The organism is Achromobacter sp. GbtcB20, from assembly GCF_019091095.1.
Classification (GTDB): domain Bacteria; phylum Pseudomonadota; class Gammaproteobacteria; order Burkholderiales; family Burkholderiaceae_B; genus Achromobacter; species Achromobacter mucicolens.
The window spans coordinates 182,977-205,895 of record NZ_JAGXJZ010000005.1; the positions used below are offsets into that span (position 1 = coordinate 182,977).

The window sequence follows — 22,919 nt, forward strand, 5'->3', positions numbered from 1 at the left end:
TTCGCATGACCCAAGGCAAACCCGCTGGCATCCGCCCCTACGACGCCCCCGCAGGCGGTTGGGGCGCCCTGAAGGCGACCGCGCAGGCGGTGGCCAACCAGATGCGCATCGCCGAGGCGCCCGCGCTGCTGTTGCGCACCAACAAGCCGGACGGCTTCGATTGCCCGGGCTGCGCCTGGCCCGACAAGGCGCATACGTCGACGTTCCAGTTCTGTGAAAACGGCGCCAAGGCCGTGACGTGGGAAGCCACCCGCAAGCGCGTGACGCCCGAGTTCTTTGCCGCGCATCCCGTGGCCGAGCTGCTGACCTGGAGCGACCACGACCTGGAGAACGCGGGCCGCCTGACGCATCCGCTGGCCTACGACGCGGCCAGCGACACCTACCAGCCCATCGAATGGGACGACGCGTTCGCGCGCATCGGCCAGACGCTGGCCAGCCTGCCCGACCCGGACATGGCTGAGTTCTATACCTCGGGCCGCGCCTCCAACGAAGCGGCGTTCCTGTTCAGCCTGTACGCCCGCGAATTCGGCACCAACAATTTTCCCGACTGCTCCAACATGTGCCACGAGGCCACCAGCGTCGGGCTGCCCCAGGCCATCGGCATCGGCAAGGGCACGGTGTCGCTGGACGACTTCGATGTGTGCGACCTCATCATCTCGATGGGACACAACCCCGGCACGAACCATCCGCGCATGATGGGAACGCTGCACGAATGCGCGCGCCGCGGCGTGCCCATCATCGTGTTCAACCCGCTGCGCGAACGCTCCCTGGAGCGCTTTGCCGATCCGCAGGATCCCATTGAAATGGGCACGCTGGGCTCCACGCCCATCGCATCCACGTACTTCCAGGTCAAGGTCGGCGGCGACGCCGCCGCGCTCAAGGGCATCATGAAAGCGCTGATGAACGCGGACCGCGACGGGCGCAACACGCTGGACCACGAATTCATTTCCCGGCACACCAACGGCTACGAAGCCTTCGCCGAGGACCTGGACGCCACGAGCTGGGCCGACATCGAACAGGCAAGCGGCCTGCGTCAGCGCGACCTGGAGCAGGTGGCCGACGCCTATGCGCGATCCAACGCCACCATCGTCACGTATGGCATGGGCATCACGCAGCACGAAAAGGGCACGAGCAACGTGCAGCAGATTGCCGCGCTGCTCTTGATGCGCGGCAACTTCGGCAAGCCGGGCGCGGGCATTTGCCCCTTGCGCGGGCACTCGAACGTGCAGGGCAACCGCACGGTCGGCATCACCGAGAAAATCGACCACACCATGTTCGACCACGTCGAACAGACCTTTGGCTTCCGGCCGCCGGAGCGGCACGGCCACGATGCGGTGGAGGCCATGAAGGCCATGGCCGCGGGCCGCGCCAAGGCGCTGATCTGCCTGGGCGGCAATTTCGCGATCGCGCTGCCCGACACCGACGCCTGCGAGCGCGGCATGCGGCAGCTGGACCTGGCGGTGCATCTGAACACCAAGCTGAACCGCTCGCACCTGTTGATCGGCAAGCAGTCGATCATCCTGCCGGTGCTGGGCCGCACGGAAAGCGACGTGCAGGCGGGCGGCGCGCAATCGGTCACGGTCGAGGACTCGATGTCGATGGTGCATGCGTCGCGCGGCAAGCTGCTGCCGGCATCGACGCACCTGCGGTCGGAACCGGCCATCATTGCCGGCATGGCGCAGGCGACACTGCCGCGCAGCCGCGTCAACTGGGCGCATCTGATCGAGGACTACGACCGCATCCGCGACCTGATCGAAAAAATCTACCCGGACTTCCGCGACTACAACGCGCGCATCCGCATCCCCGGCGGCTTTCGCCTGCCGCTGCCCCCCACCGAGCGCATCTGGAAGACGGCCTCGGGCAAGGCCGAATTCATTCCGTTCGCCGGCCTGCGCGAAGATCCCGACATCGTGGAAGGCAACATCCTCAGGCTCACCACGCTACGCAGCCACGATCAATACAACACCACCATCTACGGCCTGGACGACCGCTACCGCGGTGTGTTTGGCCGGCGCGACGTGCTGTTCATGAACGCGGCCGATCTGGCGCGCCATGGCATCGCGCACGGCGACGAGGTTGAAATCGTCACCATCCTGCCGGGGCAGACGCACCGTCGCCTGCGGTTGACAGCCATCAAGCACGACATTGCGGCCGGCTCGGTGGGCGCGTACTACCCGGAGGCGAACAACCTCTGCCCGCTGGATTATCAGGACACGGCGAGCGGCACGCCCAGCTACAAATCGATTCCGGTGCGCATCCGCAAGGCAGCGTGAACGCCGCGCCTCATCCGTCTGGACGAGCACAACCGGGGCCAGATGATGCATAAGCACCATTGCAAATTCAAGGATTAATACTTTCGGCTACTAGCAAGGCGGATGAGGTCCGCATATATATCCCTGCAATGGGCGCCGCATCATCGTCGTCATGTCGTCTTGCCAAGAACACCCGCGCCCGTTCCGAGGAGACCATCGATGGCACGATGTCCATTCGCGACGTGGCGGCCCATATCGGGATCGTCCGGGCCGCACCTTGGCGGCCCTTTCAAGATCGTCCATCACACCACGGAAGGCAGCACCGCGCAGGGCGCGATGGACGCGTTCCGCCGCAACCGATCCGATCCCCACTTCACGGTCGACGCCACCACGATCTTCCAGCACGTCGACACCGCCGAAGGCGCGCGGGCGCTGCGCAACGATGCGGGCGGCGTCCAGACCAACCGCGATTCGGCCGTGCAGATCGAGCTGGTAGGCTTTGCGCACCTGCCCAAGGACAGCCGGGCGCTGACCAACTTGGCGCGTCTGTGCCGCTGGATCGAAGCGCAGCACGGCATCCCCCGCAAGTGGCCCTCGGGCCGCCCGTTGCCGGCCAAGAACGGCAAGGACCCCGGCGGCCATAACCGCGATGCCGCCGTCTGGGACTCGCAGAGCGGGCACTACGGCCATTGCCATGTCCCCGAAAACACGCACTGGGACCCAGCCTACTCCGCTGCGGAAGCCGAGTTCATCCTGGCCGCCACGTTCTCCGAGGACGGCGCGCTGGTATCACCTGCCCCGCCGCCGCGCCCCGCGGGCCGCGCATCCAAACGCGCCGCGCCCCTGTCCACCATGCCGGACCACGGCGTCAACGCGGTTGGTATCCACGGTTATCTGAACGACCTGGCGGTGCAGACGCTGGAGCCGCCCGGCATGCCCGTCGCGCGGCGGCGCACGCCCGCCAAACGTTCGGGCGCCGTGCTGCGTGCCGGCGCCGCGGGCAAGACAGCGCGGCAGGCGCCGCAGGCCAGCATCAACGCCGGCAGCGTGCTGTCGTTTGCAGCGGGCCTGCAGGAACAGGAACGCGGCGACGTGCTGTATTCGCTGCAGCTGGCGCAACGCGCAGCCAGCGCCGCCCACGACCGATTCACCCAATCGCAGGCCTGGTATCAGACTTACGTGGAAGTGCTGGAGAACCTGGGGTGGACCAGCGGGCAAATGCACTTTACCCATCACGAGGAAGACGAGCGTGAGTTCCGCATGGACCAGGTGGCCGTCGACCTGCTGCTGGCCGTCGCGCGGCGCGATCAGCTGGCGGTGCTGGACCAGGCGGTGTCCGCGCTGGGCCAGCTGGCCGAAGACGACGACACCGTAAAGCTCTTCGACTTTCACGCGTCGTCGCAGTCGGGCGGCAACTTCCAGCTGGGCGCGGTGCAGCGCGATCGCGGCGGCGGGCTGTCGATGGCGCTGGGCGCCTACTACTTTCGCGCCGTGGACAGCCGCAAGCGGTTCCTGTTTGCGCAGTGGGGCGCGCGGCAGGTGAACTTTTGGGCCTGCGCGCAGCGCCTGACGCTGAACGCCGCCCTATATGAACAGCTGCGCGACGACGTGCAGGCCAAGCTGGCCGCCGACGCGCCGCGCTACATCGCCAGCTTGAAGCTGGCGTCCTAGCCGGCGGCCGGCATTGGGAGAACGACATGGCGACCCGAAAGGCGGCAGCGCGCACGGCGGCCAAGCCCGCGGCCAAGAAGAAGGGCAAGCGCGTGGCGCAAGCGTCCGCCGCGGCGCCGGAAGATCCGGCCCCGAAGGCCCGCAAGCGCCGCAAGCAGGATGACGCCCCGGCCGCGCGGCGCTTCGAGCGGTCCGCCAAGCCCGATGCCTTCGACGCGCGCGACATCCTGTTCCGGCCCAACATTTCCGTCACGCCCAAGGCAGAGATGATCCCCGTGATGGGGCTGACCGTGAAGCACCAAGGCGAAACGTCGGCCTGCACGGGATTTGCGCTGTCCACGGTGGTCGAATACCTGCTGCGCAAATCCGAACGCGACACGCGCCCCGCGATCTCGCCATTCATGCTGTATTCCATGGCCCGGCGCTATGACGAGTTTCCGGGATCGGTTGACGACAGCGGCTCCAGCCTGCGCGGCGCCTTGAAGGGCTGGTTCCGGCACGGTGCCTGCGCGCAGGCGCTATTCCCCACGCTCGACATGCCGCCGGCGGCCAAACGCCCCGAAGACGACTGGTGGCTGGACGCGGTCAAGCGCCCGCTCGGGGCCTACTACCGCATCGACACGCGCAGCATCGTCGAGATGCACGCCGCGCTGAACGAGGTCGGCATCCTGTACGCCAGCGCGGGCTGCCACGACGGCTGGGACGACGGTCACGGCGTCACGCCGCACGACGATGAACCCACGCCCGTCACGCGGCCGTTCTGGGTGATTCCGGCCACCGGCCAGGAAACGGCGATGCAGGGCCACGCCTTCGTCATCGTGGGCTACACGCAGGACGGTTTCCTGATCCAGAACTCCTGGGGCGAGGAATGGGGCACGCACGGCATGGCCGTGCTGACCTACGACGATTGGCTGCGCAATGCGATGGACTGCTGGGTCGTGCAACTGGGCGTGGTCACGCACGAGCACGAGCGGATCTCGAACAGCATCAGCCTGCGCACCGAAGGGCGGAAGGTGACGCTGGCCGCCGGCAAGGTGCTGCGCGACCGGGAACTCACGCCGTTCATCGTCAACGTGGGCAACAACGGCAAGCTCAGCAACAGCGGCGCGTTTCGCACCACGCCCGACGACCTGCGCGCCATCGTGGACGTGCACATGAGCGCCGCGCGCGAGCGCTGGAACCTGAAGGACAAGCCGATGGACGTGTGCGTGTACGCGCACGGCGGGCTGGTCGGCGAGAACGATGCGGCCGAAGCCGCCGCCGAATGGATCCCGCTGCTCTACGACAGCCAGATCTTTCCCGTCTTCCTGATGTGGGAAACGGATTTCATCACCACCGTCAGGAACATCATCCGGGACGCCGCGAGCGACGTGCCGCGCACCACCGGCGGCATCGGCGAGCGGCTGGAACGCTGGTGGAACCAGCGGCTTGAACGCTGGCTGGCGCGGCCCGGCACGGTGATCTGGGGCGAGATGAAGCAGAACGCCGAAGCCATGAGCGAGCCCGTCCGCGACGGCGGCGAGGAGGCCGCGATGATCCTGCTGTACAAGCACTTCAAGGCGCACGTCGCGCGCGGCCGCGTGCGCCTGCACATCGTGGGGCATTCGGCCGGCGCGATCGTCGCCAGCCACTTCGTCAAGCGCCTGACCGCCGACGGCGGAGAGCTGGAGTCGCTGAGCCTGATGGCGCCCGCCGTCAGGCTGCAGACCTTCAAGGACCTGGTCGTGCCGCACCTGGGCAGCCGCGTAAAGCGCTACCAGCAGTTCCATCTGTCGGACCGCGCCGAAGAGGACGATCCCACCTGCGGCCCGTACCGGCGCTCGCTGCTGTATCTGGTCAGCGAATCGTTCGAGGGCGGCACCACGACACCGCTGCTGGGCATGGAGCGCTATTTCCGGGATGCCGGCATTGCCTGCGACGCGCTCCACGTATCGCCCGAGGGTAGCGCGCCGGCCAACGCCCGTGTCCTGCCCGTGGCGTCCAGCACGCACGGCGGATTCGACAACGACAAGGGCACGCAACAGCAGGTCATCGCGTTCATCAAGCGGTGACCGCGGGTGAAGAGGGCTTGTCATGACAGAGATGGAGCCGAAACCCTATCGCGACGCGCCGGCGCTTGCCCAGGGCGCGGCACTGCCCGAGTTCTCCCTTTTTGGCGAGCCTGCCGAGGTGGCGCGCGTGCTGTCCCAGGTCGGCGTGCCCTGCCTGGTGCTGGCCCGATCGGGCGAGATCGTCGCGGCCAGCGCCGTCCTGCCGCTGGCGCGCGAGGCGCTCGTCAACCGGCACGTGAGCCAGGTCTACGGGCTTGCCAAGCCGCTGCGCATGGGCGATGGCGCCGTCGACGTCGTGTACCGGAGCCCCGGCGGCGCACGCGTGCCCGCGCAACTCATCCCGTTGTGCACGCTGGACAGCGGCGAACTCATCGTGCTGGTCAACGACGGCGCGCCGTTTCGCGAGGCCGAATCGCATCGTTTCGAGCGCACGCCCTACGCCGTGTTCCGGCTGGACACGCAGGGCGTGATCCGCTTTGCCAACCCCGAGGCGGCGCGCACGCTGGGCCTGCCGCGCGAGGCCCTGTGCGGCACCCGGCTCGCGGCGCGCTTTCGGCCATCAGACGGCGGCCCCGTGCAGCGCGCCATTCTGCGCTGCGTGCAAGACACGGAAGGCGATGCGATGGTCGCGGTGACCATCGCCATCCCGGTTCCCGATGACGCCGACCGGCAGTTCGAGCTGGTCATGACGCCCGATCCCGCCCCCAACGGCGAACTGCTGGGCGTCATTGCCGTCATTCAGTCGCGCACGCTGGAGTCCGCCCGCGACGAAATCCGGCGCATTGCCCTGGATCCCGCAATCGGCGGCTGGCGGCTGAAGCTGGACCGCATCCTGGAGCAGATACGACGCCTCATTCCGTTCGAGCACGCGGTCTTCGGCATCTATGGCAATGACGTGTCGCTGTTTCGCGCGATCGCCGTGCGCCCGGAGGGCGTGGAGCTGTGGCCCGCGCGCTGGATGGATCTGCCGCCCACGATCCGCGCATTCCTGGATTCCGGCCAAACCTGGGTCGACGAGATCGGCGCCTTCGTCCAGAAGAACATGCCGCAGCCCGGCAACGAGGTCGTGCGGTGTTATCAGGACCTGGGCATCGAAGCTTCCGTCACGCTGCCCGTCACACGCCCGGACGGCTACAGTTCGGCGCTCAGCCTGTGCTCGCGCCAACCGGGCGCTTACGGCGAGCGGCACCTGGAGATGCTGCGCGCGCTGGACCTGGAACCCGTGCTGATGCGCTTTGAAAAAGAGCGCGACGACGAACGCGCCGAATTTGCCGATTCGCTGCGGCGCAAGGTGATGGCCGCCGCGTCGCTGCGCCAGGCCGCCGAAGAGATCATCGTCCAGCTTGCGCAGCATTTTTCGTGGGACCACGTGGCGCTGTATCGCGTCAACCGCCAGGACAAGCGCTTCGAGGTCGTCACCCAGCACAGCCTGGCGCCGGCCTACGCGCTGCCGCCCGCATACCAGCAGCCCACCTCGCAAGGCATGCTGGGCGCCACGCTGGCGCAGGGCTGCCTGCTGGCGGTGGACGACATCGGCAACCCGGCCTATGCGCAACACGGCTACGGAGGACCGAAGCGTCCGCTGCGCTCGGCCATGACCGTGCCCATTCACCTGAACGGCCGGATACGGTGGCTGCTTGACGTGGAATCGTCGGTCTCGCACGCCTTCAAGGGGCCGGACATCGACGACCTGCTCCAGATCATCGCGTCGCTGGAAGAAGGCCTGGCGCAGCATCTGCTCAACCAGACCAAGCAAAGCCTGATGGCGGAAACCGAACAGGCGGTGGTGTTCGTGGGCCGCGAGGGCGCCGTCATCGAGATGAACCGCGTGGCAACGGACATGCTGGGCGCTGAGCCCCGGCGCGGGCGCAGCCTGGACGAGGCCCCGGCGATCACGGACTACGCGATTGCGGGCGACGAAGCCACGCTGGGCATCCTGACCGCTCCCTTCACCGTCAAGCGCGAACGCATCGAACTGCTGGACAGCACCGGCCAGCCCCGCTCCGTCCTGGCCACGCGCACCGACCTGGATCCCAGCCTGGACATGTCGATCTGGTTCTTCACCGACATCGCGGACCTGGGGTGGGCGCGCGACCTGCGCTACCTGCGCGAGACCGTGGCCGAGGTGGCGCGGCAGACGCGCACCTCGTTGTCGCTGGCGTGCAGCCTCACATCGCAGACCGTGCTGCTGCACGAGGACGCCCGCCAGGGCATGCCGGCCGAGGAGGTTGCGGCCCAGGCGCAGGACCTGAGCCAGCGCATCGTGGCCGAGATCGGCAAGGCCGACATCACCTTCGAGCGCCTGGCGGGCGCCAGCGAATCGCGGCGGCGCGCCCGCGCCATGCACAGCGATGTCGAACTGGGCGCGCGCCTGCAGGACGTGGTGGCCGCCATGCCCGCGCGCGACCAGCGCCGGATTGCGCTGACGAATCACACGGCCTCGCGGGACGGCCCGACCGTCTCCGGCGATGCGCAGGCGCTCTCGGCGGCGTTCCGGTCGATGACCGATTACCTCCTGCGCTGCCGCAACGCGGACGACGCCCGCGTGACGATCGACCTGGATGCCGGCCCGGACGGCTGCACGATCCGCTTCGGCCTGAGCAAGGAGCAACGGTGGGAGGCCGATCCGCCCGCCCACGCCGTGCCCGACGACGCCTTGCTCAGCGCCGAACGCGCCGCGCACGACGGCGCCAGCATCGCCATCACCCAGATACAGGAAACCGTGATCGACCACGGCGGCGCGCTGGTCACCGACCCGCCGCTGTCAGCTGCGCCGCTGCACCCGGACAAAGCCTACGCGACGGTCACGCCGCCGTGGCGCGCGTTCACGCTGATCCTGCCGCTGCGGGCGGGCTAGGGCATCGGGAACCTGGGACAGCCATCATGGAACACGACCCCGCCGGACCCAACTTCATCCTGCTGGCCAGCATGAACGACGAGCACGAGGACGACTGGGCCAACAACCTCGCCCAACTGCACCGCCACCTGCAGCAGTACCCCGCGATCGCGCCGTTCGTAGGCGCGGAGCTGCGCCGCCGCACCTCGCTGGAAAGCGCCAAGACGCAGATCGAATCCTGGGATCTTTCGACGCCCCGCATCGAACCGCGGCTCGTCATCATCGACGCCCGGCTGGGCTCGACCGCCAGCAAGCGCGGCAAGCCCGGCGCGGCGGCGGTGGAACTGCTGGAATGGATAGCGCGGCGGTCTTCGGTGCCCTTGCTGGTCCTGGCGGTGGACCCGCCCGAGCTCGTGCAGCGCTACGTGCTGGAGCGCCCGGAAGTCTTCATGTGGACCAACGACGCGAAGACCGCCGTCAACAGCGGCGCGGAGGTCGCCACCGTGCTCACGTGCCTGACGCCGCTGGCGCCCAAGCGCCGGCGGCGGCTCATCATCCGCGTGGGCGAGCATTCGATCACCTACCGCATCCAGATGGGGCGGCACGAATATTCCTCGCAAGACATGCCCTACAAGGAGCGCGACCGGATCTCCGCGCTGGTGGGCCGCATCGAGACCTTCAGCCCGTATCTGGGCGAGACCAAGGCGCCGCAATGGCTCAAGGACCTGAGCGGGGTGGGCGAAGACGTCTTCAGCGCCATGGTCACGCACAGCCTGGGCGCGCCCGTCGCCAAGCTGATCCAGCGGGCGCGCGACGAGGAAGTATCGCCAGGGGCGGGCGCCTTTGCGGGACTGGACCTGCGCTTTGAATTCAACCTGGCCAGCCAGGAGGTCTCGCGCCTGTTCAACCTGCCCTTCGAGATGGGCCGCGAGTTCGGCGCCGACAGCGGCCGCTACCTGTGCCTGGAGCTGCCGATGGCGCGGCGCCTCCATCTGGAAGGCACGGCGCCCGCGCCGCGCTGGGAGCCGGACGCCCGCGCGCCCGGCCAGCCGGTGCGGATGCTGTTCATGGACGCCAGTTCGGTGTTCGGCACCGTCACCTTCCGGCGCGAGGACGGCGGCCCGCCGCTGCCCGCCATGGAGTTCGGGCCGCTGCAGTCCGTCGCGAAGGAACGCGAGCACCTGGCCGAGCTGGCGGCGCGCGCACCCGGTCACCTCATCATCGATCACGTGCGCGCCGCCGACGAAACGGGCCTGGTGGGCGCGGACCTGCAACGCCGCATCGAGGAACGGTTGCGCACGGGCAACTACGACATCTTCCATTTCGCCGGCCATTCGGTGTCCGAGGGCGAAAGCACGATGCTGGTGCTGCCCGGCGAGGACGGCGAAGCGTGGCAGTTGTCGATCCGGCTGATCGGCCAGTGGATGGAAGCGGGCAAATGCAAGCTGCTGGTGCTGTCCTCGTGCAGCGGCGCGTCGGTGCGCACGGCGCTGGAAGTCATGCGCGCCGGCGCGGCCGGCGTGCTGGCGTTTCGCTGGCAGGTCGAAGAGGAATCCTGCGCGCGCTACATCCAGCGCTTCTACGACGTGTACCTGGACGCGGCGCAGCCCAAGGACCTGGCGGAGGCCTATCGCTACGCGTGCAAGGCCGCGCAGGGCGACGCGGGCGACCTGCCGACCTGGGCGTCGGCCGTGGCCATCGTGCGCGACTGAGCGCAAAGCCGCTGCGCGCGGCCCAGAACAAGGAGCTGACATGGATGGGTTATTCGGCGTGCTGCGCGGCATCGGCGGCAAGGCGGCAGGCGGCGACGGCGCGGGCGCCCTCCTGCCCACCGTCCCCGCGGGACGCAACTTCTATGCGCAGATCGAGCCGCCTGCCGGCAACACCGCGCTGGCCGAGGGACTGGACGGCGCCGCCTTCGTGCCCGGCCAGTGCTACTTCAGCGTCCGGCTGGTCGAAATGCGCCTGTGCGAGGCGGGCAATTACCTCAGCCAGTTCCTGCCGCTCTGCACGTTCTTCCTGCGATACGGCGCGGACGGCGTCCGGCGCGAGATTCCGTACATCGTCGGCTACGACCTCATCCAGCAGGCGCTGGGCGCGGCCGCGGCGGACGCCGGCGCCCGCCGCGTGGCGTTTCGCGACGTCTATGTGGCGCGCAACGTTCCTTACGCCAGCGACGGGCTGGAGATGTATGCGGCGCTGTGCCGTTTCGCCGACAGCAGCCTTTCCCGCGGCATCCTGGATTTCGTTTCCACCGCGGTCACGATGCTGGGCGGCCCGGTGGGCGGCGCCATCGTCAAGACGGGCGAAAGTTTGCTCACCCCGCTTGCCAAGCTGTTCGGCACCGATGGCGTCAGCGTGCGCTTCGGCGTCTACGACGGCGATGCGCTGAGGCGTAGCGGCTATCGCGTCCTGGCGGGCGCGGACTCGCAGGACAAGCTGGCGGGGTTGCAACTGGTGGACGGCGTGCTGCACCGCCAGCAAGGCGCGGGCAAGCCCGAGCCCGTGAACGACGTCGATTATCTGGTCCTGGCCTTCGAGCAGCGCGCGACGCTGGGCACGGACATGTTCGCCGCGGCCACCACGCTGCCGTTCCATCATCTGTGGAAAGACGTCTCCAAGGCCCTGATCGGCAACGATGCCACGGCCGCAAGCGCCGCCTACCAGTCCCTCCTGATCGCGGTGGCCGAATCGCCGCTGCTCATCGACGCGGACCGCTTCGCGCTGCTTACCGCCTACGCCGCGCAGCGCGGCGCCTGGGAGGCCGCCAGCGAGCGGTCCGGCCTGCGGACCCGCGGCGGGGGCAAGAGCCTGGCCACCGCCATGACCGACCGCGTCAACGCGCGCGGCAAGACCGATCCGGTGGCGGACCTGCTCAAAGCGGCCAGAAAACACATCACGCCGCCGCCCGTGCCAGCCGCGGGCGCCGGACCTGCGCCCACGATGCTGGACGACGAAGCCGTCGCGCAGACGGTGTCCAGCCTGACGACAACGCTGGGAGAAAAGGGCGAGGCACCGGCGCCCCGCGACCTGTCGCGCGCGACCCGCGAACTGCTGTCGATCATGCTGGGCGATCCGGCGTAGCCGCCGCCCCGCCTACCGCAATTCCAACGTCGCGCCGATCACGCGCATCGTCGGCATGAGCTGGCGCCACGCGTCCTTGGGCATCGATGCCGGGCGCTTCACCTGCGCCGCGGCGGGGTCGTTCAGCAGATCGCCCTTGCAGGCGAACACGATGCTGTTGGTCATGTCGTCGTCCACCACCTCGAACATCGACGAGCCGAACGACGCGCGCACGCGGTCCAGGTATTCGTGATGCATAGGGTGGTTGACGTGGAAATTGATCACCAGGATGCCGTCGTCGCGCAAGGCGCGGTGGCAGTCGGCGTAGAAGCCGGCGCTGCACAGCGGGTCGGGGATGCCCCCGGCCACGAATCCATCCAGGAAGATCACATCGGCCTGTTCGGTCAGACCCGCGAGGTGCCGGGCCGCGTCGGCCTCGATCACCTGAAAGCGCTCGCCGTCCGGCGGCACCATGAACGCGTCGCGCAGCGCGATGACGGCCGGATCGATCTCCACCACCGTGATGCGCGCCCCCGTCAGATAGCGATGGCAGAACTTGGGCAGCGATCCGCCCCCCAAGCCCACCATCAGGATGTCCGCCGGTTCCGGCTTGAACAGCACGAAGCCCATCATCATCCGCGTGTATTCGATCTCCAGCGCGTCCGGATTGAGCAGCGACATGCTGCTCTGGATCTCCTGCTGCGTGAAATGCAGGGTGCGCCGGGTGCCGGCATTCTGGATGAAAGGCCGGTGCGGCGCCGCCGGCGCGTCGGTAACGGGCGAATCGGCGGGAGCGGTAACGTCGGACATGAGCGCGGGTTTGGGGCGAAAGATCCGCAGAAGATACCACTGCCCGCGCCCATGCGGCACGAACGGCGCCGCCGCCACGTCAGACGAGCATGACCGGACAGGGCGCATGCGCCAGAATCCGCCCGCACACCGAGCCGCGAATGGCGTTGAGCAGCGGGCTGTGATGGTGCGACCCCAGCACGATGGCCGCCGCGTCGACCTGCTTCGCATACTCGACGATCTTCTCTGGCGTGAAACCCACGAGCTCGTGGCATTCGTGGCTGACATTGGCGGCGGTCAGAATGCCGACCACCGATTGCATCGCCTTGCCGCTTTCCTCGTGGTGCCAGGCTTCGATGTCCGCCTTTCCGATGAAGGACTTCACGTCCCCGCCCACGTCGGGCTCGCAGTGCACCACATGCACGACGAAATCCCGGTTCAGCAAGGGACTATCCACCAGAAATCGGGCCGCCGCGTCGCTGTGCAGCGACCCATCGGTAGCAAGAATGATCGTGTTCATGGCAGACCTCCGGGTCATGACTTCCTGGTTTCGGAGCGCGCGGGCTTATGCGCGCCCCTTCCCGGCATCACCCAGCTTGCGCCCACCGACGCCAGCAGGATCACGCCAACCACCCCAAGCGACCAGTGCACCGGCACGTGGACCCATTGTTCGGCAAGCATCTTGCCGCCGATGATGACCAGCACCGTTGCCAGGCCATACTTGAGATAGTGAAACCGCGCCACCATGTCCGCCAGCAGGAAATACAGCGCCCGCAGCCCCATGATGGCGAATATGTTGGACGTGAAGACGATGAACGGATCGGTCGTCACGGCAAAGATGGCGGGGATACTATCCACGGCAAACACGACGTCGGTCGCCTCGATCATCACCAGCACCACGAACATCGGCGTCGCGTAGCGCAACCCGTCGATGCGCACAAAGAATGACTGCCCGTGATAGTCCTTGGTGATCCGCATTGCCGACCGCAGGAAGCGCACCAGCGGATTGCGCGAGATATCCGGCTGCCGGCCTGCGGTAAACAGCATCTTCAGCCCCGTGAAGACCAGGAACGCGCCCAGCACGTAAAACAGCCACGTAAATTGCGACAGCAGCCACACGCCGGCCAGGATCATGCTGACCCGCATGACGATGGCGCCCAGCACCCCGTACAGCAGCACGCGCCGCTGCAGCTCCAGCGGCACCGCGAAGTACGTGAAGATCAGCGAGAAGACGAACATGTTGTCCACGGACAGGGACAGTTCAATGAGGTAGCCGGTAAAGAACTCCAGCGTCTTCTGATGTGCCACCGCCCGCCCCAGCGCGGCGTCCAGATACCACCACATCAGGCCGCCGAACAACGTGGCAAGCGTCATCCACGCCAGCACCCAGCACATCGCTTCGCGCGAGGACACGCGGTGCGCGCGGCGTCCGCCGAACGCATACAGGTCCAGCGCCAGCACGAGCAGCACGAAACCCACGAATCCCGCCCACATCGGCAGCGTCGCAAAGGTTTCGACCCGGTTCATGAAAGGCGCCTCCTTCCCTCGCGCCACGCGAGCCGCGCAAGGGGCGCACAGGGACTGCATTCGCACGAGGCCAGTCTAGTGCGGCGCGATTGCTCCAACAATTCGCATTAAGATGACCCGATAGTCAGATTTTTTGGAGCGATCAGCCATGGTCACGCTCAACTACAAGCATCTGCGCTATTTCTGGACGGTGGCCAAGGCGGGCAGCATCGCCCGCGCGGCGCAGCAATTGCAGCGCACGCCCCAATCCATCAGCGGCCAGATCCAGGATCTGGAATCCGCGCTGGGCACCGAGCTTTTCCGGCGCGCCGGCCGAGGCCTTGAACTGACCGACGTGGGGCGCCATGCGCTGCTTTACGCGGACCGCATCTTCACCTTGGGCGACGAATTGCTGGATGACCTGCGTGAGCGTCCCGCGCGGCGCGCGCTGGAGTTCAAGGTGGGGGTGGCCGAAGGCATGCCCAAGGCGATGGTGTACCGGATGATCGAACCCGCATTGCAGCTGGCCGAGGACGTGCGGCTCATCTGCCGCGAAGGGCGTCTTCCCTTCCTTCTAGCTGATCTGGCGGTGCATCGATTCGACATGGTGATCGCCGACCGCCCGATGCCCGGCAACCTGAACGTGCGCGGCTTCAGCCATCTGCTGGGCGAGTGCGGACTGACCTTCTTTGGATCGCCGCAACTGCTGGACACCCTGCCGGGCACGTTTCCGGCGCTGCTGGACCAGGCGCCGTTCCTGCTGCCGGGCGAAGACGCCGCCATCCGGCCGCGGCTGCTGCGCTGGTTCGACGAACAGGACATCCGCCCGCGCATCGTGGGCGAGTTCGACGACAGCGCGCTGATGAACTCCTTTGGGCAGACCGGGACAGGCCTCTTCGTCGCGCCCACGGCGACCGCCGCGTACCTGTGCAAGCAGTACCGTGTGCGCGCCATCGGACACGCACCGGCGGTGAAGGAACAGTTCTACGCCATCACCACCGACCAGCGGCTGGAGCACCCGGCGGTGGTGGCGCTAAGCCGCGCGGCGCGGGAGGATATTTTCGGGGCGGCGAAGTAGCGATGGGGCGCCGCTAGAGGAACGACTTGGCGTGCTTGAGCACCTGATCGCACGCCTTGCGGGTCAGTTCCTCTTTCAGCCCGCCGCCGCTCAGGTCCACCGACTTGCCGTCGCTGCCGTTGAGCAGCCCTTGCAGGCCGGCAAGGTATCCCGAATCCGACTTGGCCTTCTGCGTCGAGCCGCCGCCGATCTTGCCCATCAGCTTGTCTTTCAAGGCCTGCGCATCGCCACCGGCCAGGTAGTTGTTCTTCATGCAGAACTCCAGCACGCCGGCCGCGTTGCCGGCCGAGGCCGGGGTAAGCGAAGACAGCGGCAGGCTATTACCCAGGCCCTGCAGGATTCCGCCTTGCCCGGCATTGCTTTGGGCGCCGCCGCCTTGGGTTGCACTGCCTTGGCCCGCGCTTTCCATCTGTCCCTTTACGGCATCGAGCCACTGCGCGGAGGCGGTGCCTGCGTAGCACTGCGCCGCGATGAGGGCGGCGGCGCCGGCGAGGTGGCGGAAAGGGATTTTCATGACTTGCTCCTGGTGCGGTAAATAACTGCGGCCATCGTAGTGGCGCGCCGGCGAAAATCGGCGCGCGGGCAGGGCACGTAATGCGACAAATGATGTGCGTGCGGACACGGTCCGCCGTGGTGCAGTAGCAATTGCATTCGTAACGTCACGCCTTTGATACCGGCGCGCAACGCCAGCAAGCGCCTGCGCGCGCCTACGCTACTATTTCGAACTGTCCCCGGGAGGCGGCTGGCGTGCTGCCGCGCCCCAGAGGCGTCCCGTGCCATCTGATCCGTGAGAACCCGTGATGTCGTCCGTCGAATTCCAAGATGTATTCGTCCCCGCCGCCAGCGGCCAGCTTTTCGTGCGGCGCTGGACGCCCGCCGCATCCGCCACGTCTGCCGGCAGCGGCGCGCCCATCGTGCTGATGCACGATTCGCTGGGATGCGTGGAGCTGTGGCGAGACTTTCCGGAACGGCTGGCCGGCGCGACGGGGCGCGAGGTCATCGCCTACGACCGCCTGGGATTTGGCCGGTCCGACCCGTACAAGGGCACCCTCGGTGTGGACTTCGTGGTGCGCGAAGCCATCGAGGGATTTCGCGCCGTGCGCGAAGCGCTGGAGCTGGACCAGTTCGCGGCGTTTGGCCACAGCGTGGGCGGCGGCATGGCCATTGCCAGCGCCGCGGCGTATCCGCAGTCGTGCCGCGCGCTCATCACCGAATCCGCGCAGGTCTACGCAGAGGAACGCACCCTGGAAGGCATCCGCCAGGCACGCGAGGCTTTCGCGCAGCCCGGACAGCTTGACCGCCTGAAGAAGTACCACGGCGACAAGGCGGCCTGGGTGCTTAGCGCCTGGATCGACACCTGGCTGTCGCCGGACTTCGCGGACTGGACGCTGGACCCGCAGCTGGCGCAGGTGAAATGCCCCGCGCTGGCGCTGCACGGCGACAACGACGAATACGGCTCCACGGTGCACGCCGAGCGCATTGCGCAGCTGGCCGGCGCGCAGCCCGTCATCTTCGAGAACTGCGGCCACGTGCCGCACCGCGAGATGCCCGAGCAGGTCCTCGCGACCGTCTCGGACTGGCTGCCGCGCGCCGGCTGATCCCGGCGCTGCCGGCGCGCCGATACACAACGACATAAAAATCCTGCGAAACCCGCAGCGCCGGGGCTGGAGACGGGCGGGCGCCGCCTTTACTATCAGCATTAGCCGGCACACCCGCCTGCCGGGGAAGAACCGCATGAGCACACTACCTGCTGCAACGCCCCCCGGCCTGAACACGCGCCGCTTGCTTCCGTGGACAGTGGTGATCCTGGTCGCCGTGGGCCTCGCGCTGCACGGGCCGATCGCCCAGCTCGAGCACTATCACGACTTTGCCGACAAGCGCGCGTGGCTGGGCATTCCCAACGCGGGCGATGTGCTCTCCAACCTGGGCTTCGCGGTGGTCGGCTGGTATGGCTTGGCGCTGGTCATGCACTCGCGCCACCTGCGTGCGCTGGACGCCATCCGCCCCGGCTACACGGTGTTCTTCCTTGCGCTCATGCTGACCGCCTTCGGCTCCGGGTGGTATCACCTCTTGCCCGACAACGCGCGCCTGATCTGGGACCGCCTGCCGATCGCGCTGCTGTGCGCCGGCATCCTGTCGGCCGTCTGGCGCGAAACCGTCGGCGACGGCCGCTGGGTCGATGTGCTGTGGACCGCGCTTGCCGTGGGCAGCGTGGCGTGGTGGTGGTACACCGACCATACGTCCACGGACGATCTGCGTCCGTACCTCTTCGTGCAGTTCATGCCGCTGGTGCTGGTGCCGCTGCTGCAATGGAGAAACGGCACCCCGCTGCGCGAACGGCTGTACTTCGGCGCGGCCATCGGGTTCTACGTGCTGGCCAAGGCCGCCGAACTGCTGGACTATCAGATCTACCAGACGTTCGCGTTCATGAGCGGCCACACGCTCAAGCACCTGTTCTCGATGGCAGCGGGGCTGATGGTGACGCTCAATTTCGCGCATCGCAAGCGCGAGACGGACGCATCGCCTGGCCGGCACATTTTCCGCTAAACGGGCAGCGTCGGCGCGGCGGCCTTGAATATCATCCCGGACTGAACTGATGCCGGGACCGGCAAGCCGGTAAGGCGGCTTGCCGGTCATGAAGAAAAAAGATAGGCCACGCACCGTCAAGGTGGCCTATCAAGGCCGGACATCGGTACGGCCTGCTACCTGCACAAACCCCTACTTCGGCATCAGCACCGTGTCGATGACGTGGATGACGCCGTTGTCCGCCGCGACATCGGTCTTCACGACCTTGGCGTTGTCCACGGTGACGTTGCCGCCATTGACCGCGATGGTCAACGAGCTGCCTTCAACCGTCTTCACCTTGCCCGGCTTGACGTCCTTGGCCATGACCTTGCCCGGCACGACGTGATAGGTGAGCACCTTGGTCAGCGCGGCCTTGTCTTTCAGCAGCGCGTCCAGCTTGTCCTTCGGCACCTTGGCGAAGGCTTCATCGGTCGGCGCGAACACGGTGTACGGGCCCGGACCCTTCAGCGTGTCGACCAGCCCGGCCGCTTGCACGGCGGTGACCAGCGTATTGAACGAACCGGCCGACTTGGCGGTGTCCACGATGTCGGCGGCGTGCGCGGTGCCCAGCGCCAGGGTGAGCGAAATTCCTGCCAAAAGACGTTTCATGATTGACTCCTTGTCCAGTGACCTCCCGCGAGCGCGGGTTCCGAAAGCGGCCTCGAATAGGGGGAAGTTGAACCGCTTGATGAAGGAATTTACGCGGCTGCCTTCTTCTCGTCGACGATTTGAACCGCTATTATGCAAACATATCGGTTCAATACCGGGTCAAGGAAAACAATGGAATCCAAGCAATCCGACGACGGCCGCATCACGTACCGCAGCGGCGTGGCGGCGCGCCTGGCGGGGCTCTCGCCCGAGACGCTGCGCGTCTGGGAGCGCCGCTACAACCTGTCCGATGTTGAACGCTCGGCGCGCGGCCAGCGCTTGTATTCCGCCGAACAGGTGCGCCGTCTCAGCCTGCTCAAGCAACTGGTCGATCAGGGGCATGCCATCGGCGTGCTTGCGCCCATGTCCATCGAACAGCTGCAGGAACTGGCTGGCGCCGCCGCGCGCCAACCCGCGGCGCAGGGGCCGCTGCGCTTGGGCGTGGCCGGCGCCAACCTGGCCCGCCGCATCGCCGGCAGCGGACGCGACGGCCTGGACGTGATCGTTCAACAGAGCTGGCCGCACCTTGAACAGGTCGCCCTCACGCCGCAAGAGGCGGACCTCGAGGTTCTGGTGATCGAACTATCCGAGCTGCATGAAAGCGCGCTGCCGCTGATCGTGGCGGCCGCAAAGGCGTGCGGCGACGTCGCCGTGCTGGTGCTTTACCGGTTCTGCGCCAGCGCGACCATCCGCGCCTTGCGCGCCCACGGTTTTCTGGCGGCCCGCGTTCCGGCGGACATCGGCGAATTGCTGCTGCTGTGCCGCTCGGCGCTAGCCGGCGAACGGCTGCCGACCGCGCCTGCCCAGCCCACGCTGGATCTGCGCTTTGACGAGCATGCGCTGTTCACCATCATGGCCTCGGGCAGCGGCCTGGCCTGCGAATGCCCGAAGCACCTGGCCGACCTGCTGCTTATGGTGGGCAGCTTCGAACGCTACAGCGTGCAATGCGCGTCCCGCAACGATGACGACGCGCAGCTGCACAGCGACCTGGGCCGCGCCGCGGGGCAGGCGCGCGCCATTCTGGAAGTCGCGATGGAAAGACTGGCCCGGGCAGAGGGCCTGCCCCTGCCGCCTCCGATTTCCAAAGCAGACCCCGAAAATAAAACGCGCTGAGGGCCGGGCCCGTGGACCCCGAACTCAGCGCGTTGCAGGCGTGCGGGGCCGGCGCGCAATCCTGCCCTGACGGGCAGTCATGCGGCCACGCCGATGCGCCTCAGAAGCGCGTCATCAGCTTGAAAATGCCCGACTGCTGGCGGTTGCCGCTGCCGAACTGCGCGTCGTAAGCCACGCCCGCGGTCGTGCTGCGCGTGATCGCCACTTCGGCGCCCAGGCCCAGCACCGCCGCGTTCTTCGCGATGGGCACACCCGACACCGTGAAGGTGCTGCCGCCTTCAAAGGCCAGTTTCTGCGTGGGCTTCACATCGCCCATCGCGTGGCGCCAGCCCAACGTCGCCGTCAAGCGGCCAGGCGCGCTGTCCGTGCCGATCAGCATGGCGCCGCGCAGGCCCAGCGTGGTGCTCGTCACATCGTCCGTGTTGCTCTGGCCGCGCAGGGCCGCAGAGCCGCCTGTCTCCTGGAAGCCGCGCGTGCGGATCTGGTTCCAGGCCACGCCGGCGAAGGGCTCGATCGCATAGGCGTCCGAAAGCGGCAGCTTGTAGCCAAGCTCCGTGAACAGTTGCGTCGACGACGCGTTGTAGGACGATTCCAGACGCTGGTTCAGGCTGCCCGCCGCGACGTTGCGCTTGGCGTCGATCTCGTGCCAGGTGTAGGCCGCGCCCGCCATGAAGCGCACGTGTCCCGGACCGGCTTCGAAGTTCTTGCCGCCGAAGACCGTCGCCGTGTAGCTGTCCACGCTCATGCGCGAGGACACGTCGGAGATCGAGTTGTGGCTGCCGGTATAACCGACCGCGCCACCCAGACGCCAGCCGCCACCCACGTCGCCATCGCCGCCCACGAACAGGCCGCCCGAGGACTGACGCACGGTGGACGCATTGCCGTCGCCGTTGAAGGTGCTCCAGTTGCCGAACGCCTGCGCCCAGATCGGCGATGCGCCGCTTTGCGGCAGGACGTCGGAGGACGTCGCGCCCAACTGCGCCGTCGGCCGGCCGGCGCGCATCGGCGCGTCCAGATTGCCGCGCAGATGCGACAGCGGCAAGGTGGTGACGGCGTCGCCCTGGGTTTGCAGCACGCTGCCCGTGCTCGCGTACGCTTCGCCGGACAACTGCTTCAACGCCACGCGCGCCTGCCCCGGCGTCATGGCCAGCACGGCATCCGTGACCTGGCTGGCGCCCGTCGCCTTGCCCGCGCCATTGGCGCTGGCAATCAGCGACGAATCGGCGCCGGGCGCAACGGGTTGGGTGACGACCGGTGCAGCGTCGCTGCCGGCCGAGGCCGTACCCGTGCCGGTGGTGGCCGAGCCGGTACCCGTCGGCGCGGAACCATTGCCCGTCGGCGCAGAACCATTGCCGGTCGAAGGCGCGCCATTTTCCGCCGAGGCCGAGCCGCTGCCAGCCTGGCTGGAACCGCTACCCGACGGCGCGGCGCCGTTGCCTGCCGGTGCCGAGCCATTGCCGCTCGAAGGCGGCGCCTGCTGGTCCAGCGCACCGCCCACGTTGGTTTCGTTTTCCGAACCGCCGACGCTGCCGATCGGGACGTCGTTGCGCGCGAGCGTCATGAACGCATTCTTCGCGTCATAGCTGAGCGACGGCGTCAGGAACGCATACGCGCTAGACACGCCCGTGAAACGGCCCTGAATGCCGCCGTCGGCCGTCAGGATGTTGTACGTCGCGCGCGGCGCGTAGTTGCCGTTCGGGCCCACATGCGCCACGGTGCCGTCCAGCGTGGCGACGCCAGTCACGTGGATGCGGTCGCTCAGGGTGCTGGCCGGATCGGCATGCACGCGGTAAACCGTGTCCTGGCCGAAATTCAGGTTGCCGTTGACCGTCAGCGTGCCCATCGGCGTGCCGTCGTTGCCCGGCGAGATGACGGCCGTGGGGTACAGCGTCGTGCTGCCCACTTGGCCGACACCGGCCAGCACCACTTCGCGGCCGATGTCCATCGGGCCATTCAGCTTGCCGTTGATCTCCAGCGCGCCGTCGGCGATGAAGATCGGACCGGACAGGTTGCTGCTGTCGCCGTTCAGGATGATCGAGCCCACGCCGGTTTTCACGAAGCCTTCGGTGCCTTGCAGCGGGTTGTCGATGACGTCCACGAACCTGCCCGCCGCATACGTGCCGTCGCCGACGACGATGACGGGCGGGTTGCCGCCGGTGCCGGCCAGCGTGATCGGCGCGCCCTGCAGGCGATACCGGTCCGTCGCGAATTGCAGTCCCGACACGCGCACCGGGCCCGCGCTGCCATCAACGTTGACTGTGCCCGCCGCGCCCGTGAAGATCGCATAGCCGCCGCTGGGCAGCGCGCCGGTGGCGTTGGTCGGGCTGTTCCAGTTCGTGCTCGCGGCGCTCCACGTGCCGTTGCCGCCGCCCGCGTTTGCCGCAGAGGCCACGCCATTGCCGTTCCACAGGTTGGTCGTGCTGGGACCCAGAACCAGGTTGATGTGCTTGTCGCCCGTCAGCGTCTGGATGGTGGCGGCCGGCACCGAGTCGCCGGAGACCGTGCCCAGCGTCAGGCCACTGCCGCTCAACGTGCCGCCGTACGACATGATGCGGTAGAAGCCCGCGTTGACGCCGTGCGTGCTGACCTTCACGTTCAACGTCGCGTTGTTCAGGGCAACGTTGCCGCCCACCGTGATGTTGTCGCCCGTGCCGGGCTGCGTGATGGGCAGTCCGGCATAGCCGGTCTCGAAATCGAAGACGCCGTTGTTGATGCCCAGGTTGCCATTCACAACGAGATTGCCGTTGGAAACGCCGGTGGGCGTGTCCACCCAGTATCCCGGCGCGACGCGGGCATTGCCCGTCACGTTCAGGTCGCCGTTGATCGCGCCAAAACCCGCCACGGTGCCGCCGGACATGGCGTTGACGTTGCCGCCGATCGTCACGCCCGCGCCGCCCCCATTGCCGCCGATTACCGCCGTCCCGCCATTGACATCGATTCCGCCGGGAAAGTTGGCCGACCCGTCAAACACCTGCGTATTGCCCGCCCCGATGGTCAGGTCCGCAGCGGTGACGCTGCCCACATAGGACGCGCTCAAGGCGAGCGTCGCCGTCAGCCACTTCTTTGTGCCGTGTGCCAAAACTTCAATCCTCCGGATTAATCGAGCTTCCTTTCACCTATTGCCGATATGTTTAAAACGTATCGGCAAGTAATAATGCAGCCGGCGTGAATTTAGGGTCAGCTCTCGAAAAAAGGAGGCACTGTATAACGTTTTTTTTTGCGTCCCCGTTAATAATCAGGGTTATATCCCGTTAATTATCAAAATAGGTCTACGGCATACGCCTGATAATGCTAGGTATACCCGCGAAGATATTATCCAAAGTATTTAATTTGAATTATTGGATACC

16 protein-coding genes are annotated in these 22,919 nt (G+C 67.2%); 10 read left to right on the forward strand and 6 right to left on the reverse strand.

Going from position 1 to position 22,919, the window contains the following annotated elements:
* Positions 1-5: 5 nt before the first annotated feature.
* From KVT32_RS09930 to KVT32_RS09955, 6 genes are all read left to right on the forward strand, one after another.
* A complete protein-coding gene (locus KVT32_RS09930) occupies positions 6-2,273 on the forward strand; it encodes an FdhF/YdeP family oxidoreductase (protein ID WP_217618110.1) in 2,268 nt (755 codons plus the stop codon).
* A 198-nt stretch (positions 2,274-2,471) separates the two neighbouring features.
* Positions 2,472-3,923, forward strand: coding sequence for a peptidoglycan recognition family protein (locus KVT32_RS09935; protein ID WP_217618111.1), 1,452 nt, complete (start codon positions 2,472-2,474; stop codon positions 3,921-3,923).
* Positions 3,924-3,949: 26 nt separating this feature from the next.
* Entirely contained in the window at positions 3,950-5,974 is a 2,025-nt protein-coding gene (locus KVT32_RS09940) for a C1 family peptidase (protein WP_175156408.1), read from the forward strand.
* A gap of 22 nt (positions 5,975-5,996) precedes the next feature.
* Positions 5,997-8,831 (forward strand): PAS domain-containing protein, encoded by a 2,835-nt coding sequence (locus tag KVT32_RS09945; RefSeq protein WP_217618112.1) that lies wholly within the window; start codon positions 5,997-5,999, stop codon positions 8,829-8,831.
* Positions 8,832-8,857: 26 nt separating this feature from the next.
* On the forward strand, positions 8,858-10,522 hold the full coding sequence (locus KVT32_RS09950; protein ID WP_180099635.1) for a CHAT domain-containing protein: 1,665 nt from the start codon (positions 8,858-8,860) through the stop codon (positions 10,520-10,522).
* A 40-nt stretch (positions 10,523-10,562) separates the two neighbouring features.
* Positions 10,563-11,894 carry a hypothetical protein gene (locus tag KVT32_RS09955; RefSeq protein WP_217618113.1) on the forward strand — a complete coding sequence of 444 codons (1,332 nt, stop codon included), beginning with the start codon at positions 10,563-10,565 and terminating at the stop codon, positions 11,892-11,894.
* Between the two features lie 12 nt (positions 11,895-11,906).
* Here KVT32_RS09955 and KVT32_RS09960 read toward each other — a convergent pair whose 3' ends face one another.
* The 3 genes from KVT32_RS09960 to KVT32_RS09970 all read right to left on the reverse strand — a co-directional run bounded on the left by KVT32_RS09960 (position 11,907) and on the right by KVT32_RS09970 (position 14,189).
* Positions 11,907-12,683, reverse strand: coding sequence for a fused MFS/spermidine synthase (locus KVT32_RS09960; protein ID WP_152383183.1), 777 nt, complete (start codon positions 12,681-12,683; stop codon positions 11,907-11,909).
* Between the two features lie 79 nt (positions 12,684-12,762).
* Complete coding sequence (locus tag KVT32_RS09965; protein ID WP_152383182.1) at positions 12,763-13,182, reverse strand: universal stress protein; 420 nt, start codon at positions 13,180-13,182, stop codon at positions 12,763-12,765.
* A gap of 14 nt (positions 13,183-13,196) precedes the next feature.
* A complete protein-coding gene (locus KVT32_RS09970) occupies positions 13,197-14,189 on the reverse strand; it encodes a TerC family protein (protein WP_217618114.1) in 993 nt (330 codons plus the stop codon).
* A gap of 148 nt (positions 14,190-14,337) precedes the next feature.
* On the opposite strand from KVT32_RS09970, the gene nhaR reads away from it, so the two are divergent.
* Positions 14,338-15,246: a transcriptional activator NhaR gene (gene nhaR / locus KVT32_RS09975; RefSeq protein WP_062840040.1), complete on the forward strand. Its 909-nt coding sequence runs from the start codon at positions 14,338-14,340 to the stop codon at positions 15,244-15,246.
* Between the two features lie 13 nt (positions 15,247-15,259).
* Here the strand turns inward: nhaR and KVT32_RS09980 are convergent, their stop codons facing one another.
* On the reverse strand, positions 15,260-15,760 hold the full coding sequence (locus KVT32_RS09980) for a DUF2501 domain-containing protein (RefSeq protein ID WP_254607186.1): 501 nt from the start codon (positions 15,758-15,760) through the stop codon (positions 15,260-15,262).
* Between the two features lie 286 nt (positions 15,761-16,046).
* Here KVT32_RS09980 and KVT32_RS09985 point away from each other — a divergent pair, with 286 nt between their 5' ends.
* A complete protein-coding gene (locus tag KVT32_RS09985) occupies positions 16,047-16,844 on the forward strand; it encodes an alpha/beta fold hydrolase (protein ID WP_152383180.1) in 798 nt (265 codons plus the stop codon).
* Positions 16,845-16,980: 136 nt separating this feature from the next.
* Positions 16,981-17,793 carry a hypothetical protein gene (locus KVT32_RS09990; protein ID WP_217618115.1) on the forward strand — a complete coding sequence of 271 codons (813 nt, stop codon included), beginning with the start codon at positions 16,981-16,983 and terminating at the stop codon, positions 17,791-17,793.
* 171 nt (positions 17,794-17,964) lie between these two features.
* On the opposite strand, the gene KVT32_RS09995 is transcribed toward KVT32_RS09990, so the two are convergent.
* The gene (locus KVT32_RS09995; protein ID WP_062840036.1) at positions 17,965-18,420 is read right to left on the reverse strand and encodes a fasciclin domain-containing protein; all 456 of its coding nucleotides are present in this window, start codon (positions 18,418-18,420) and stop codon (positions 17,965-17,967) included.
* 171 nt (positions 18,421-18,591) lie between these two features.
* Here KVT32_RS09995 and KVT32_RS10000 point away from each other — a divergent pair, with 171 nt between their 5' ends.
* Positions 18,592-19,572, forward strand: a complete 981-nt coding sequence (locus KVT32_RS10000) for a MerR family transcriptional regulator (RefSeq protein ID WP_152383178.1) — start codon at positions 18,592-18,594, stop codon at positions 19,570-19,572.
* A gap of 100 nt (positions 19,573-19,672) precedes the next feature.
* Here KVT32_RS10000 and KVT32_RS10005 read toward each other — a convergent pair whose 3' ends face one another.
* Positions 19,673-22,651 carry an autotransporter outer membrane beta-barrel domain-containing protein gene (locus tag KVT32_RS10005; RefSeq protein WP_217618116.1) on the reverse strand — a complete coding sequence of 993 codons (2,979 nt, stop codon included), beginning with the start codon at positions 22,649-22,651 and terminating at the stop codon, positions 19,673-19,675.
* Positions 22,652-22,919: the final 268 nt, after the last annotated feature.